Origin of the sequence: Lacrimispora sphenoides (assembly GCF_900105215.1) — a bacterium.
In the GTDB taxonomy this organism is placed as follows: domain Bacteria; phylum Bacillota; class Clostridia; order Lachnospirales; family Lachnospiraceae; genus Lacrimispora; species Lacrimispora sphenoides_A.
Map to the genome: position 1 here is coordinate 2569804 of NZ_FOIP01000001.1, position 14499 is coordinate 2584302.

12 protein-coding genes are annotated in these 14499 nt (G+C 43.7%); 9 read left to right on the forward strand and 3 right to left on the reverse strand.

The window, feature by feature from the left end:
• Positions 1 to 107 precede the first annotated feature (107 nt).
• The 4 genes from BMW45_RS11700 (at position 108) to BMW45_RS11715 (ending at position 4167) form a co-directional block, all read left to right on the forward strand.
• Positions 108 to 650 (forward strand): HAD family hydrolase, encoded by a 543-nt coding sequence (locus BMW45_RS11700; protein WP_092243652.1) that lies wholly within the window; start codon positions 108 to 110, stop codon positions 648 to 650.
• Positions 651 to 668: 18 nt separating this feature from the next.
• Positions 669 to 1604: an ABC transporter permease gene (locus BMW45_RS11705; protein WP_092243655.1), complete on the forward strand. Its 936-nt coding sequence runs from the start codon at positions 669 to 671 to the stop codon at positions 1602 to 1604.
• Complete coding sequence (locus tag BMW45_RS11710; RefSeq protein WP_092243658.1) at positions 1604 to 2470, forward strand: carbohydrate ABC transporter permease; 867 nt, start codon at positions 1604 to 1606, stop codon at positions 2468 to 2470. The genes BMW45_RS11705 and BMW45_RS11710 overlap by 1 nt, the downstream gene beginning before the upstream one ends.
• A gap of 89 nt (positions 2471 to 2559) precedes the next feature.
• Positions 2560 to 4167, forward strand: coding sequence for an extracellular solute-binding protein (locus tag BMW45_RS11715; protein WP_092243661.1), 1608 nt, complete (start codon positions 2560 to 2562; stop codon positions 4165 to 4167).
• A 108-nt stretch (positions 4168 to 4275) separates the two neighbouring features.
• Here BMW45_RS11715 and BMW45_RS11720 read toward each other — a convergent pair whose 3' ends face one another.
• On the reverse strand, positions 4276 to 5190 hold the full coding sequence (locus BMW45_RS11720) for an AraC family transcriptional regulator (RefSeq protein WP_092243664.1): 915 nt from the start codon (positions 5188 to 5190) through the stop codon (positions 4276 to 4278).
• 170 nt (positions 5191 to 5360) lie between these two features.
• On the opposite strand from BMW45_RS11720, the gene bglB reads away from it, so the two are divergent.
• Positions 5361 to 6437, forward strand: a complete 1077-nt coding sequence (gene bglB, locus BMW45_RS11725) for a beta-galactosidase BglB (protein ID WP_092243667.1) — start codon at positions 5361 to 5363, stop codon at positions 6435 to 6437.
• Between the two features lie 42 nt (positions 6438 to 6479).
• Positions 6480 to 8126 (forward strand): hypothetical protein, encoded by a 1647-nt coding sequence (locus tag BMW45_RS11730; protein ID WP_092243670.1) that lies wholly within the window; start codon positions 6480 to 6482, stop codon positions 8124 to 8126.
• Between the two features lie 165 nt (positions 8127 to 8291).
• Here the strand turns inward: BMW45_RS11730 and BMW45_RS11740 are convergent, their stop codons facing one another.
• Positions 8292 to 9623, reverse strand: a complete 1332-nt coding sequence (locus BMW45_RS11740; RefSeq protein ID WP_207649067.1) for an HD-GYP domain-containing protein — start codon at positions 9621 to 9623, stop codon at positions 8292 to 8294.
• Between the two features lie 256 nt (positions 9624 to 9879).
• On the opposite strand from BMW45_RS11740, the gene treR reads away from it, so the two are divergent.
• The 3 genes from treR to treC all read left to right on the forward strand — a co-directional run bounded on the left by treR (position 9880) and on the right by treC (position 13889).
• Complete coding sequence (gene treR / locus BMW45_RS11745) at positions 9880 to 10593, forward strand: trehalose operon repressor (RefSeq protein WP_092243676.1); 714 nt, start codon at positions 9880 to 9882, stop codon at positions 10591 to 10593.
• Positions 10594 to 10820: 227 nt separating this feature from the next.
• Positions 10821 to 12230 (forward strand): PTS system trehalose-specific EIIBC component, encoded by a 1410-nt coding sequence (gene treP / locus BMW45_RS11750; RefSeq protein WP_092246406.1) that lies wholly within the window; start codon positions 10821 to 10823, stop codon positions 12228 to 12230.
• Complete coding sequence (gene treC / locus BMW45_RS11755) at positions 12231 to 13889, forward strand: alpha,alpha-phosphotrehalase (protein ID WP_092243679.1); 1659 nt, start codon at positions 12231 to 12233, stop codon at positions 13887 to 13889.
• On the opposite strand, the gene BMW45_RS11760 is transcribed toward treC, so the two are convergent.
• A complete protein-coding gene (locus BMW45_RS11760) occupies positions 13886 to 14449 on the reverse strand; it encodes a manganese efflux pump MntP (RefSeq protein WP_092243681.1) in 564 nt (187 codons plus the stop codon). The genes treC and BMW45_RS11760 overlap by 4 nt on opposite strands.
• Positions 14450 to 14499 lie beyond the last annotated feature (50 nt).

The following is a 14499-nucleotide window of genomic DNA, read 5'->3' on the forward strand; positions in this document are numbered from 1 at the left end:
TTTCGATAAAAACAAATTACGCATAGCAACAATGTGACCAAAATATTATAATAATTTCATCAACTTCAATAAGAAAATACCAAAACATGATACGGAGTTAACAAAAAATGCCCAAAAAACTAATCATTTTTACAGACAGTGGAGATACAATTATTGACGAAAGCACCGAAATTCACAATGAAGATGGTATTGTAGTTCATGCAGAACTAATACCCGGTGCAGGGGAGACTCTAAAAGCCCTTTACGAAGCAGGTTATGTCATTGCAATGGTGGCAGATGGAGAAGAACAGTCCTTTACCAATGTTTATGAAAAAAACGGCCTTGGTTATTGTTTCCATACCAGGACAATTTCCGAGATAGTCGGGATCCAGAAGCCATCTGGGCGGATGTTTCAGGATGCCATGGAGAAGAATCACCTGACAGAAGAGGACAAAAAGAGGGTGGTTATGATCGGAAACAATGTAAAAAAGGATGTTGCAGGAGCCAACCGCTTTGGAATTACTTCTATTCTCATTGACTGGTCTCCCCGCTATGATATGATTCCGGCTGATGAATGGGAAACGCCGGACTATACCGTCCATGAACCAAAAGAACTTCTGGCTCTGATAGAAAGACTGGAGGCAGAAATTAATAAAGACGGGAACGAATAGAAAGAGGGTGTGGATATTATGAAAGAAAAAGCAGCAAAGGGAAAAGAGCGCAAGATCCCGTTTAAAGTATATCTGCGCAACACCTGGCAGCTTTACTTAATGCTTCTGATCCCGGTAATTTATATGCTTCTGTTCCGTTATAAGCCAATGATCGGAGGCATCATTGCATTTAAGAAATTCAATGTATTTGCCGGCATCTGGAACAGTCCGTGGGTTGGACTTGCGAACTTTAGGGAGGCCTTCGGTTCAAAGGATTTCTGGAATGCATTGAAAAATACCCTGATATTAAACGCAGGTGATTTAATAATTGGATTTCCGATTCCGGTATTTATTGCTGTATTCCTGTTTGAAATCAGAAACACGCATATCAGGAAAGCTACGCAGACAATTTTGTATCTTCCCAACTTTCTTTCCTGGGTTATTATTTCAGGTATTATTACACAGCTCTTTTCCGTAAGTGGTCTTGTCAATGATCTGATCCGTAGAACAGGATTTGCAGAAGTGAACTTCTTAAGTTCTCCGTTTGTCTGGCGATTTGTGTATTGGTTTTCAGGTGTCTGGCAGTCAGCGGGTTATTCCTTGATCATTTATCTGGCAGCACTGACAGCGACGGATCCGTCTTTGGGTGAAGCAGCGTATATAGACGGCGCAACAAGGCTTCAGAGAATTGCCCATGTTACGATACCTCAGATCAGGCCAACGATTTCTATCATGCTCATCATGCAGCTTGGAAAAATTGTATCAATTGATTTCGACCGTCCATATATGATGGGAAATACTTTAGTAAAGAGTGCTTCAGATGTTATTAGTACCTATGTTTATAACGTTGGCCTTCAGTCAGGACGTTTTGATTTTGCCACTGCAGTTGGATTGTTCCAGTCAGTGGTGGGAATTATCCTGATTCTATCGGTGAATAAAGTTTCCAAAAAAATGGGAGAGGAGGGAATTATGTAATGGGGGAATTAAAGAGCAAGACAGAACGCAGGTTTCAGGTTTTCTGGAATACTTTTTTTGTAGTAATCAGTATTATTGCGATGATACCGATCCTCCGTGTGATATCCATGTCCCTCAGTTCCAAGGATGCGATTCTGAGTGGAAAGGTTTTTTTGTATCCGGTACAGTTTACAACGGAAGCTTACATCAGGGCATTTCGAAGCGGGAGCTTCGTCTCATCCTTTATTTATTCCGTTTTTCTGATGCTGGGATCTACGGCTGTGTGCATCATCATGACAATCATGGCGGCATACCCGCTTTCGAAGAAGAATTTAAAAGGCGGAACAATCATTATGACCCTGTTTGTATTGACGATGTATCTGGATCCGGGAATCATCCCCAAATATTTGAATGTGAAGGATTTTAAGTTGATTGATACCGTATGGGCTCTGATCATCCCGGAGGCACTCAGCGCGTATAATATGATTATTATGTGTACCGCTTTCAAAGGATTAGACTCCTCACTTTATGAAGCGGCAAAGATTGATGGCTGCAATGAGATTCAGACCTTATTCAGAGTTGCGATTCCTTTGGTTTACCCCACATTGGCTACACTCGCTCTGTTTTATGCAGTAGGCAGATGGAACCGGTTGAGTGACGTTCTTTACTATGTAAACACTTCTAAGCTTTACACAGTTCAGATGGTATTAAAACAGCTGATTGAATCGGTTAAGATATCCCAGGAAGAAGGAATTGCATCACAGCTGGTTGCTGATAACATTAAATCGGCAAGCATCGTGATTTCTATGACACCAATGATTATTGCATATCCGTTTATACAGAAATATTTTACAAAGGGCATTATGCTTGGTGCAGTAAAAGGCTGATTATTATTTAACCTCATCAAGCAGGGTCGCGGATTACGAATATCCGATTGACTAATAAATATGGGTATAGAAGAAAGGGAGGTTTTTTCATGAGAAAAGTAAGATTATTGAAAATCTGTATGGCAGTTTTTGCAGCAGCAGCTCTGGCAACCGGATGCGGTTCCAATTCTGGCAAGGACGCAGCGAAAGCAGCAGGTGCTGCAGAAACAAAGGCTGGGGCAACGGCAGCGGGAGAGAATGGAGAGGAAGTAACCATCAAAGTTATGGTTTGGGACAGAGGTGATGCAGCTCCTGGTACGACTGTAGAAAACAACACCCAGACGGAATGGATCAAACAGCAGATGAAGGAAAAGTATAACATCAATGTGGAATATGTTTCCGTTCCAAGATCATCTTCTGATGATAAGCTGAACATCATGATGTCAGGCGGAAGCGCTCCTGATATCGTATTTACATACAATCAGAGCATTTACTATAACTTTGCACAGAATGGCGGTCTGGCTGACTTGACACAGGCGTATGAAACTTATGGCTCAGATATTAAGAAGTTTGTTTCTGATGCTCAGAATATGGGACAGATTGACGGAAAACAGTTTGCAATTATGAAGCAAAGAGGTGTGGAAGCTCCCCGCCATACTGCGTATATCCGTCAGGACTGGCTGGATAAGCTGGGAATGGAAATGCCGAAGACAAAAGAGGAATTGACTGCTTACTTACAGTCAGTAAAGGATAAGAATCCAGGCGGTGTTGATAATGTAGTTCCGTGGGCAATGAGCGGTCGCAATGATACGGAGAAGGGTTATTTAAATTTCATAGGCTCTTATGCAAACCTTGAAAGCGACAAGGATGCTTATGTTTACAGCGAGTCTTATATGACAGTTGCTCCAGGCGCTATAACAGGCCTAAAGAAATTAAATGAACTGTACAACAAGGGACTTATCGCAAAGGATTTTGCTACTGATACGGCTGAAGATATCTACAAAGCCCAGGTAACTGCAGGCAATGCAGGATTCTTCTTAGATGACACAGAGCGTCCATGGGATTACATCACGATCTTAAACCAGAGTACAGGTGGAAGAACGTTTGTACCGGTACAGTGTTTTGAATTGGCCGACGGTTCCTACCGAACTCCGTTTGAACCGAGATACGGTATGTTTGTAATGGTTCCAAAGTCAAGTGAGAAAAAGGTTGATGCCTGCATGAAGTATCTAAACTGGCAGGCAGATCCGGAAGTTGCCGAGAATATTGTATACACGATAGAGCATAAGAGAGACGAAAACGGAGTACCGATTAAATTATCCAGCGAAGAACTTTCCAGTAAAAGATATCCGGGAACCTGTGATGACTTAAATATTGTAAATCTTGCTATGGAATGGACGAAGAGTAAAGATGCTATCGTATCCAAATGGGCAAAAGATCAGTCCGTTGATTGGGAAACTGCGGATTGGTTCTCCAATTTCTACGATGTACGCTCTGAAGGCAAATTCCGCTTCCCGGTATACTCTAATATTTCACAGGCAGAGGCGGATTACGGACAGAATGTAGTAAACATGATGATTGAATATGTTTACAAACTGATAAGCTGCTCACCGGATCAGTTCGACAGTATGCAGCAGACAGAATACAACAACCTTGTAAATGCAGGGCTGCAGAAGATTCTTGACGCAAGAGCAGAATATTATGACAGCATAAAGTAATTCCTTTTACGGGGCGGAAGGCTATAAGAAGCTCGTTACAGCTCTTTTTCATCGGAATAATGATGATGCCGGGAAGCTGTAACGGGTTTTTTCTGTCCATATGGTATTTTAAAGAATGGTTGGAAGGCTGTTTCCGCCCCCAGCTTTTCGAAATTCAGATGGAGACTGGCTGCAATATTTTTGAAAGATACGGTTAAATTGAGAGAAGCTTGTAAAACCGCACTCTTCCGCCAGTTCAGAAATCTTCTTTTTGGTGTTTAACAGCAGGTATTGTACATTACGGATCCGTGTCATCTGTATGTACTGGGTGAGGGTGTACCCTGTCACATCTTTAAACTGATGGGACAAATAGTAAGGACTGATATAAAACTCCCTGGAAAGTGAATCCAGAGTCAATTCTTCCGAATAATGATTATGAATGTAGTTGGCAATGGTATATATTTTTTTTGAGGCTTCATTCATCAATGGTTCATTGATGTAGATGTTAGAAGGTGCCAGCTGCCTGATCGTATAGAGAAACTCTATAAACATTCCGTGTAGAATTAGGGATTTTAATTCCGGTTCCTCATCCTGAAAGGAGTAGCGGTAAATTCGGTTTAGTTTTTTGTTGATCAGCTGCTGTTGTTTGGAAGGGAAGCGGTATATGGGAAGAGGAGAATAAAATGGTTCGAAAAGCTTTTGATAAGTTTCCGGCATACCCCAGAGCTCGGGAGGGTACAAAAATCCGATGATAAGCCGTTTGCTGGGAGCTCCTTTCAGATATTCCGTCTGGTGAAGAACCGATGGGCGCAGAAGAACCAGGTCACCTGCACGGATAGAATAAGGGAGACCCTCTACCAGATGGCATGCCTGAGGACTGATTAATATCATGATTTCATAAAAGGAATGAAAATGTTGGAATGGCATGTTGATATCGAAGGAACGTTCATCATAATCAAAGTAATAATAAAGGGAATGCTGGATATCGTTGATGGTAATATTATGTTTTTTCTTATAAAGCAGTGTATCACCTTGATTTGTCATAGGAACCGCCTTTATTCTTTCTAGGAAGTGGTCATGTTTCGGATATGTATTATAACAGAGAGGTCACAAGATATGCAATACATTAGCTAAAAAAAAGGAAAAATATTGTAGAGATTGCAAAGTGCACCGACCGATAAGTTGGCTGGCAGCAGAAAGGGATTGACAAAGGAATGGAAAAATTAACAGAAAAAATAGATTTACTGGTTTCAAGCTTTGAAAAGATTCTTTATGATGAAGATGATATCTTCTTAAAAAATATGGAAAAAAATAACTTATCCGGAGATAATACAGAGCTCTACCGATATTGGGAATGGACGCAGGGAGTAGGACTGTATGGTTTATGGAAAATATATGAAGAAACCGGTGAGAAAGAGCTTTTAGAGAAACTGGAAAAGTATTATAAAAGACAGCTTTCCATTGGTTTACCTTCACGCAACATTAATACAACAGCTCCTCTTCTGGCCTTATCCTATCTGGCAGAAAAAAGTGGAAATGAGACCTATATGGAAATTTGCAGGGACTGGGCGCAGTGGCTTGTGGAAGAGCTGCCCATGACAGAGGAAGGCGGATTCCAACATCTGACCTCCGATACTTTAAACGAGCAGGAGCTGTGGGATGACACGTTGTTTATGGCTGTTTTATTTCTGGCCCGTATGGGAGTTCTGCTTGATAATAAAAAATGGATTAATGAAGCGGAATACCAGTTCCTCCTTCATGCGAAATATCTGGCTGACAGAAAAAGTGGTCTCTGGTATCATGGCTGGACATTTCATGGCCGCCATAATTTCTCAAGTGCATTCTGGGGAAGAGGAAACAGCTGGATCACTATGGCTATTCCGGAGCTATTCGGCATCATTCCATGCAGCGGAGCTGTGAAGCATTATTTGACAGAAGCGCTGAAAAATCAGATTGAGGCGCTGGTTTCCTACCAGAATGAAAGCGGTATGTGGCATACGGTAATCAATGACAGTACCTCTTACGTGGAGGCAAGTGCAACTTGCGGGTTTGCTTATGGAATATTGAAAGCGGTCCATCTGGGACTTATTGATCCGTCATATGAAGCAAATGCCAGAAAGGCTCTTTTGCCGGTTCTTCAATGCATTGATGCAGAAGGCGTTGTGCATCAGGTATCTTATGGAACGCCCATGGGTAGAGAAAGTGTACAGTTTTATAAGGATGTTGAACTTCGCCCAATGCCATATGGACAGGCAATGGCAATCCTATTCCTGTTAGAAGCGTCAAAATAACAACAAGTAAATCAGTAAAGCAAAATATGACGGAGGAAGACTATGAAGCGATATATAGCACATCTGCTAAAGGGTGCAGAATATAGGACGAGGCAGTTTATAAACGGGCAGGTAAAAGATCCGGAAAACCTGCAGTACGGAGGAATCCGGGGAGATATCTGGGAGGCGAAGCCATCAATTTATGCGTTGACAACGGCAGTGGCTGTATATCTAAACGAAAATAGCAGCTTTTACTGTCATGAGGCTCTTTATGATTCCATTGATTTGGCACTGGATTTTACGGAAAGAACCCAGAGAGAGGATGGGAGCTTTGACTATCCATCCTGTAATTTCAAATCCGCTACAGATACCTCTTTCTGTTTCAAGCGGCTGATCGCAGCCTACCGGCTGCTGGTAAAATATGATATGGAGAGGGATTTGAAGCTCCTAAGCCTTCGGATAAAGTATCTGACCATCATGCGCCGTGCACTGGAGGCGATCCTGACAGGAGGCTTCCATACCCCAAACCACCGCTGGGCCATAGTGGCAGCCTTGCTTCAGGGAGCCAATCTGTTTGCTGAAGAGAAGGAATTCTCCGGGAAGCTTAAGGCCCGGGCCCAGCAGTATCTGTCTGAGGGGATTGATGGGGATGAAGACGGTGAATATGCAGAACGTTCCACTGGTAATTACAATGCGGTGGTGAATAGCGCAATGATGGCTATGTATGAGGAGAGCAAAGATGAGAACTTCTTAGGCTATATGGAGCGGAATCTGGCCATGATGTTGACTTATATAGATCCGGACGATACCATATTTACCCAGAATTCCACCAGACAGGACAAGGGAAAGCTTGAATATTTGGATAAATATTTTTACCAGTACTTGTTTCTGTGTAGTTATGCCGAGAATCCTGTGTTTGACGGAGCGGCCCATAAAATCATCCGAGACAATATGGAGCGGGGAAACCTGGCTCCGGACTGTCTGCATGTTGTCATGAACCATGATGAAATGCTTGAGCATTGCTTTAAAGGATTCGGCTTTTTAGAGGAGTACAGGAAGTTTTTCCGTCATGCCGGAGTACTTCGCGTAAAGAAAAAGGCCTACACCTATACGGTGCTGAACGGAAAGAGTGCATTTTTGTATTTTAAATGCGGAAGTACTATGGTTTATGTAAAGATTGGAGAGAGCTATTGCGACATTCGTAACTTTATTCCTCAGAAAATAGAGGAGCGGGAGAACGGATGTAAGGTAGAGGCCGTGGCAAATGGCTGGTATTACCTGCCGTTTAAAGAAAAGCAGGACACCTCCGACTGGTGGAAAATGGATCATACAAAAAGGGAAAAACAGATAAGCAGCCAGCTGAAAACTACGGTTGAGATCCGTGAGTTGGAACAGGGCCTGGAGCTTTCCGTTAAGACGGATGGGCTGGACCGTCTTCCTATGCGGCTGGAGGTTTGCATCCCCGCAGGAACTACCCTGGAGCATCCGGCCTTCAGTCTTAAGGCGGGAGTGGGCGAAGGTCTGATTTTGAGAGATGGCTTTCTGACGGTACGTGATGAACAAAAGGAACTGGTACTTGGTCCGGGTTTTGGTGAGCATGAATTCCAGGGGCATTATTCAGGCGAGGAGATAAACTGTGATGGGTATACGGTCTATGCCAATGGGTATACGCCGTTGGAAAGAACTTTTCAGATTACAGTAAATGGTTGAAAGAGAAGAAAAAGACTATGTATCAAATAGAAACCGGCCCAGTGGAAGGATAAAGATTGCAGAAGAAGTTAGCTTCAAGCTTAAAATATTATGCTTGAAGCTATTTTTTATCCTCCCCCTGGATTTGTCTATAATTTTAATCCGTCTGGAACCAGCCGATATGCTTCAAGGCCAGGACGGCATAAGCTCCGGATCTCTTAAGGTAAGAGCAAAGTGAAGCTTTTCATCGTAAGATTCAAGTTGAGGCAGAGTTTCATATTCTTTTCTCAGCTTTTCATAAATGCTTAATATGGGCTGACACCGGATGGAGGTGGTATCAAGGATATCATAAAGATGTTCCGCTGCCAGATCAACAATGGATTCATCCAGGAGGCCGTCATTTTTCATCCGGGTGAGGATGGACAGGATGTCGTCTGTTGGAAAAGAAGCCTTATAGCTTCTGGCACCGGTTAAGGCGCTGATGATATCGGCAATGGCCACCAGGCGTTCTTCCGTAGTTAAATCCTCGGCTTTCAGCTTTTTCGGATAACCGGTTCCATTCAGTTTTTCATGATGACGCAGTGCGATGCGCTCAATGGTTTTATCAATGCTGCCGCCGAATATTTTCTCCGTGAAGTTTACATGGGTCCGCATGATTCCCATGGCCTTTTGGCTTAATTTTCCTGGATACTCAAGAATTTCAACAGGAATAGCGATTTTACCCAGATCGTGCAGCAGCGATCCGCAGAGTACCAGGTTTAATTGATTCTCATTTAAGGACAGGAGTTTTCCAAGCTCATAGCTGATGCTGGTGGTGGTTATGGTATGAGTTACGGTGTAATGGCTTCTGAAATCAATGATAAAGACCAGCATTTTCAAATATTCCGTAGTCTCTTCTTCGGAAAGTGGAATGCTGGTTAAAAAATCGAAGTATTCTGAATCTTTTCTCCATTCATTTTCAATGGAATCTTTAAAGTTAAGCTTGGCAGCAAGACCTACGATGTGAGGAGCAAATACGTTATTCGTTCCCTGGGTGATCAGCTGAAGGGTTTCCTCCCAGGAACGCTTTTCCAGTGACATGGAGACATCAATGCGGTCTGCAACGTGAAGGATTTGTGATAGATCTTTTAATTTCGTGCTGGGTTCATCTCCCTGCTCCAGGAAATTCCAGGTGATGTGGTGTAAGAGTACTGCAGGAGCTAATTCCTTAAGGGGAGAAAAATATCGTATGAAAAGATATCCGTAGAAAGAGTGATCCCAAATATCGTCGGTTTCAAATTGAAGCATCCTGGAGATTTCTTCTGTCTTGTATGCTCCGATATCATGAAGCTGGGCCAGAAAGCAGATATCCCGAAGCTCCTGCTTGGAATACTGCCCGGTATCCTGCAGCATACGGGAAATGATGTACGCCACGTGGGAACCGTGTTCCGTCAGCCGTGGATCAATATAATTACAGAAGCGCCGGATAATGCCTAAGACGCCTTTGTTATTTAATTTTTTTGTATATTGTATTTGCATACTTGAGTCCTCCTGTGTAGTCGTTGCTCTCAAATCAGTTTACCATATCAATCCATATATGGAAAGAAAAGAAAGAGGGCTATTACATAATTAATTCTACTTAATATAGGAAAAGGTGTATGTGAAAAAAATAAATTGATGTATGCTCATTATTTTGTATGAATTCGAAATATTTGACTAAGGTATACGTATATGTTAAAATAAAGACTGATATGTAAATCAATGGAAAAGACAGGTAAAGTGAGGATATTGGCCTATGGAAAGTAAATACAGGCGTCTTTATAAGGAGCTGCTAGAAAAAATAGAAAAGCGGGAATACCGTCCGGGAGACAAGCTTCCGGCGGAAGGAGAGCTGATGGAGATATACGGTGCATCCCGTGATACTGTCCGCAAAGCCCTGGGGCTTTTGGAGGAAGATGGCTGCATCCGCAAAGCCAGGGGAAAGGCCGCTGAGGTGTTGGATAAGAGCAAGTTTAATTTCCCGGTATCGGAGATAGCAAGCTTTAAGGAAATCTACCGTTATTCAGATTCCAGGCCCAAAACCTTTGTGGAGAATTTAGAAATTGTAAAGAATGATAAAAAGCTGATGGAAGCCCTTCAGATCGGCCCGGAGGATGAGGCCTTTGTATTGGAACGGGTCCGGGAAATCGATGGGGAAAAGATCATTATTGATAAGGATTATTTTTCGAGGAAAGTCGTGGAAAATCTGCCTTTGCGCGCTGCTCAGGATTCTGTTTATGAATATCTGGAGAATGAACAGGGGCTTAAAATCGGCTTTGCAATGAAGGAGATCACGGTCCATACGGCAACGGATGAGGATTACCGGCTCCTTGATATGGGACGTTATGATATGGTGGTGGTGGTGAAGAGTTATACGTATCTGGAGGACTCAACTTTGTTCCAGTACACGGAATCGCGCCACAGGCCGGACAAGTTTAAGTTCGTGGATTTTGCCCGCCGGAAGTTGTAATAATAAGAAGAGAAGAACGCGCTTCTCACATACTCCAGACGTAACGGTTTAACTCTATCTTATCAGGTCCGTACAAATACCGCATGCGGCGTCGCTTATCTGCAGACGAACAAGTTAAATTATCTTTTCTGCATATTGACAAAGATATACGTATATGTTATAGTGTAATCACAAAATAAACGTATAAGTTTGGGAGCGCCAAAAACATGTATGAAGGGAGTATGAATATGGGTAAGTATGAGAGCGATGCCAGGAAACTATTAGAGTATGTGGGGGGAAAGGGAAATATAGGGGCAGTGACCCACTGTATGACGAGAATGCGTTTTGCCCTGGTTGATCCGGCAAAAGCGGATACCAAGCAGATTGAAGCGCTTTCAAGTGTCAAAGGTACCTTTACACAGGCCGGACAGTTTCAGGTAATCATTGGAAATGATGTACAGTCCTTTTACAATGACTTTGTATCCGTATCCGGTGTGGAAGGAGTATCCAAGGACGAAGTCAAGAAAGAGGCTAAAGGGAATTTAAACCTTTTGCAGCGTGCGGTGGCAGATATCGCGGAGATTTTTGCTCCATTGATTCCGGCGATCATCGTAGGCGGTCTGATTCTTGGATTCCGTAACATAATAGGAGAGATCAACCTCATGAATGGGGGAACCCAGACTCTCATTTCTGTGTCACAGTTCTGGGCAGGTGTTCATAGCTTTCTTTGGCTCCTCGGCGAGGCGATCTTCCATTTCCTGCCGGTAGGAATCACCTGGTCTGTTACAAGAAAAATGGGAACCACCCAGATCCTTGGAATTGTTCTGGGGCTTACCCTTGTATCTCCCCAGCTTTTAAATGCCTATGCCATGGCATCAGGCGCTGAGGTACCGGTCTGGGACTTTGGTTTTGTAAAAATGGAGATGATCGGATACCAGGCTCAGGTCATTCCGGCCATTTTAGCTGGCTTTGTATTAGTCTATCTGGAGAGGTTCTTTAAGAAAATTACGCCTCAGACAATCTCTATGATCGTGGTTCCATTCTGTTCCCTGCTTCTGGCGGTAATCGCTGCTCACGCAGTGGTAGGCCCGATTGGCTGGGCGATTGGATCCTGGATTTCAAAAGTCGTTTATGCCGGGCTCACTTCCAGCTTCCGCTGGCTGTTTGCAACCTTATTTGGCTTTATATATGCTCCGCTTGTTATTACCGGCCTTCATCATATGACCAATGCCATTGACTTACAGCTTATGGCAGAGTTTGGAGGAACGATGCTGTGGCCTATGATTGCTTTATCCAATATTGCCCAGGGTTCAGCAGTTCTTGGCATGATGTACCTCCAGAAAAAGGATGAGGAAGCAAAGCAGATCTCCATTCCTGCCTGTATTTCCTGCTATCTGGGAGTTACGGAGCCGGCAATGTTTGGTGTGAATTTAAAGAGGGGCTTTCCGTTCCTTTCTGCCATGATCGGTTCCGCCATAGCCGCTACGGTTTCTGTGGGAATGAATGTTATGGCAAATTCCATCGGCGTGGGCGGTATTCCAGGTATCCTGTCTATCCAGCCTCAGTATATGGGAATCTTTGGCTTGTGCATGCTCATTGCCATTGCAGTACCCTTTGCACTGACAGTTATGGTTGGAAAAAAGAAAGGAATTGTATAAATGGAGAGCTTTAAGAAATCATGTGTTTATCAGATCTATCCCAAATCCTTCCGGGACAGCAATGGTGACGGGATCGGAGATTTAAAGGGAGTGATGGAAAAACTGGATTACTTAAAAACGCTGGGAGTGGATTACCTCTGGCTGACCCCGTTTTTCCTGTCTCCTCAGAATGACAATGGGTATGATATCCAGGATTACTGCCGGATCGATCCTCTGTTTGGGACCATGGAGGATTTGGATCGGCTGACCGCAAAGGCCGGAGAGCTGGGTATGGGGCTGATGTTTGATATGGTTTTTAACCATACCTCCACAAGTCATGAATGGTTTCAAAAGGCTCTTAACGGCGATAAGAAATTTCAGAACTACTATTTCTTTAAGGAAGGAACTCCGGGTAATCCGCCGACTAACTGGCAGTCAAAGTTTGGCGGCAGTGCATGGGAATACTCGGAGGAAGTGGGGAAATATTACCTTCATTTATTTGACAAGACCCAGGCAGACCTAAACTGGGAAAATCCCATGGTGCGGGAAGAGATAAAAAAGGTAATCCGGTTCTGGAAGGAAAAAGGGATCAAGGGATTCCGGTTTGATGTGATTAATCTGGTTTCAAAGCCTTCCGCCTGGGAGGATGATGAGGAGGGAGACGGCCGCCGGTTTTACACGGACGGCCCCCGGATTCATGAGTATCTGAGGGAAATTGTGGTAGATACGGGGTTAGATGCCGATGATATCATTACGGTGGGAGAGATGTCCTCAACCACCATTGATCACTGCATCCGATATACCAATCCCGATGAAAAGCAGTTTAAGATGTGTTTTAATTTTCATCATTTAAAGGTGGATTATAAGGACGGAGATAAATGGTCTTTAATGCCCTTTGATTTTAAAAAACTGAAAAAGATTTTCCACACATGGCAGACTTCCATGGCAGAAGAGAACGGTTGGAATGCGGTGTTCTGGTGCAATCATGACCAGCCAAGGGCCGTGTCCAGGTTTGGCGATGATGGAATATACAGAAAGCGTACCGCAAAGATGCTGGCTACTGTCATACACGGGATGCGGGGCACGCCCTACATTTACCAGGGAGAGGAAATCGGCATGACCAATGCGAATTTCACCCATATTTCCCAGTACCGTGATGTAGAAAGCCTTCATTACTTTGAAATTTTGAAAGAACAGGGAAGAAAAGAAGAAGAAATTTACCGGGTATTAAGAGAGCGGTCCAGAGATAACAGCAGGACTCCCATGCAGTGGGAAGCAGGAGAGCAGGCCGGATTTACCACAGGCACCCCGTGGATCGGTGTCAATGAAAATTGTGAGGAGATCAATGTGAGGGAAAGTCTTGCTGATCCTGATTCGGTCTTTAGTTACTATCAGAAGCTGATTGAACTGAGGAAACGCTGCAACGTGATCAGTGAAGGAAGCTATGAGCCTGTTCCACTTAAGCAGGAAGGAATTTTTGCCTATCAGAGAAGCTGGCAGAAAGAAAAGCTGCTGGTCTTTGCAAATTTTACCGGAAAGCACCAGGAGATAGAAGGAAGGGAGGCCTTGGACAACTGGGAGATCCTGTTATCCAATGACAGCGCTCCAAAGATCAATGGGAAAAAGTTAGTACTGGCCCCCTTTGGCGCAGTCATGCTGCATTCCTGTGAGAAGGCTTAAACCTCCATCAGATGCTGCACCAGAATTTTGAATCCCATCAGGATCAGGATCAGTCCGCCGGCAAATTCTGCTTTTGATTTATAGCGGGTTCCAAAGACATTTCCTACTTTAACTCCCAGGACAGACAGGGTAAAGGTGGTAGCTCCGATAAAGGAAACAGCCGGAACGATCTGTACCTGCAGGAATGCAAAGGTAACCCCCACTGCCAGAGCATCTATGCTGGTTGCTATCGCCAGAGGGATCATGTTTTGGGGAGACATGGGGGAAACCTCACATTCTTCCATTTCATTGCTAAAGGATTCCTTTATCATGCTGATGCCAATGGCTCCAAGCAAAATAAAAGCGATCCAGTGGTCAATGGAAGTGATGGCTTCCTTAAACTGCGATCCCAGAAGGTAGCCCAAAAGCGGCATCCCGGATTGGAATCCACCGAAATACAGGCCTGCGATGACTGCATTGTTCCAGTTCATCTTTGGCATGCATAATCCTTTGCAGATGGAGACGGCAAAGGCATCCATGGATAAGGCTACCGCGATGATGAACAATTCTAGTAATGACATGTGATATTCCTCCTAAGTATAGGCTTAATAAATATATGCCCCGGAAAAAA

Coding starts and splice junctions, on each gene's coding strand:
- BMW45_RS11715 (WP_092243661.1), top strand. CDS start 2,560: ATGAGAAAAGTAAGATTATTGAAAATCTGTATGGCAGTTTTTGCAGCA.
- BMW45_RS11720 (WP_092243664.1), bottom strand. CDS start 5,190: ATGACAAATCAAGGTGATACACTGCTTTATAAGAAAAAACATAATATT.
- treR (WP_092243676.1), top strand. CDS start 9,880: ATGGAAAGTAAATACAGGCGTCTTTATAAGGAGCTGCTAGAAAAAATA.
- treC (WP_092243679.1), top strand. CDS start 12,231: ATGGAGAGCTTTAAGAAATCATGTGTTTATCAGATCTATCCCAAATCC.
- BMW45_RS11740 (WP_207649067.1), bottom strand. CDS start 9,623: ATGCAAATACAATATACAAAAAAATTAAATAACAAAGGCGTCTTAGGC.
- BMW45_RS11760 (WP_092243681.1), bottom strand. CDS start 14,449: ATGTCATTACTAGAATTGTTCATCATCGCGGTAGCCTTATCCATGGAT.
- BMW45_RS11730 (WP_092243670.1), top strand. CDS start 6,480: ATGAAGCGATATATAGCACATCTGCTAAAGGGTGCAGAATATAGGACG.
- BMW45_RS11705 (WP_092243655.1), top strand. CDS start 669: ATGAAAGAAAAAGCAGCAAAGGGAAAAGAGCGCAAGATCCCGTTTAAA.
- BMW45_RS11710 (WP_092243658.1), top strand. CDS start 1,604: ATGGGGGAATTAAAGAGCAAGACAGAACGCAGGTTTCAGGTTTTCTGG.
- BMW45_RS11700 (WP_092243652.1), top strand. CDS start 108: ATGCCCAAAAAACTAATCATTTTTACAGACAGTGGAGATACAATTATT.
- treP (WP_092246406.1), top strand. CDS start 10,821: ATGGGTAAGTATGAGAGCGATGCCAGGAAACTATTAGAGTATGTGGGG.
- bglB (WP_092243667.1), top strand. CDS start 5,361: ATGGAAAAATTAACAGAAAAAATAGATTTACTGGTTTCAAGCTTTGAA.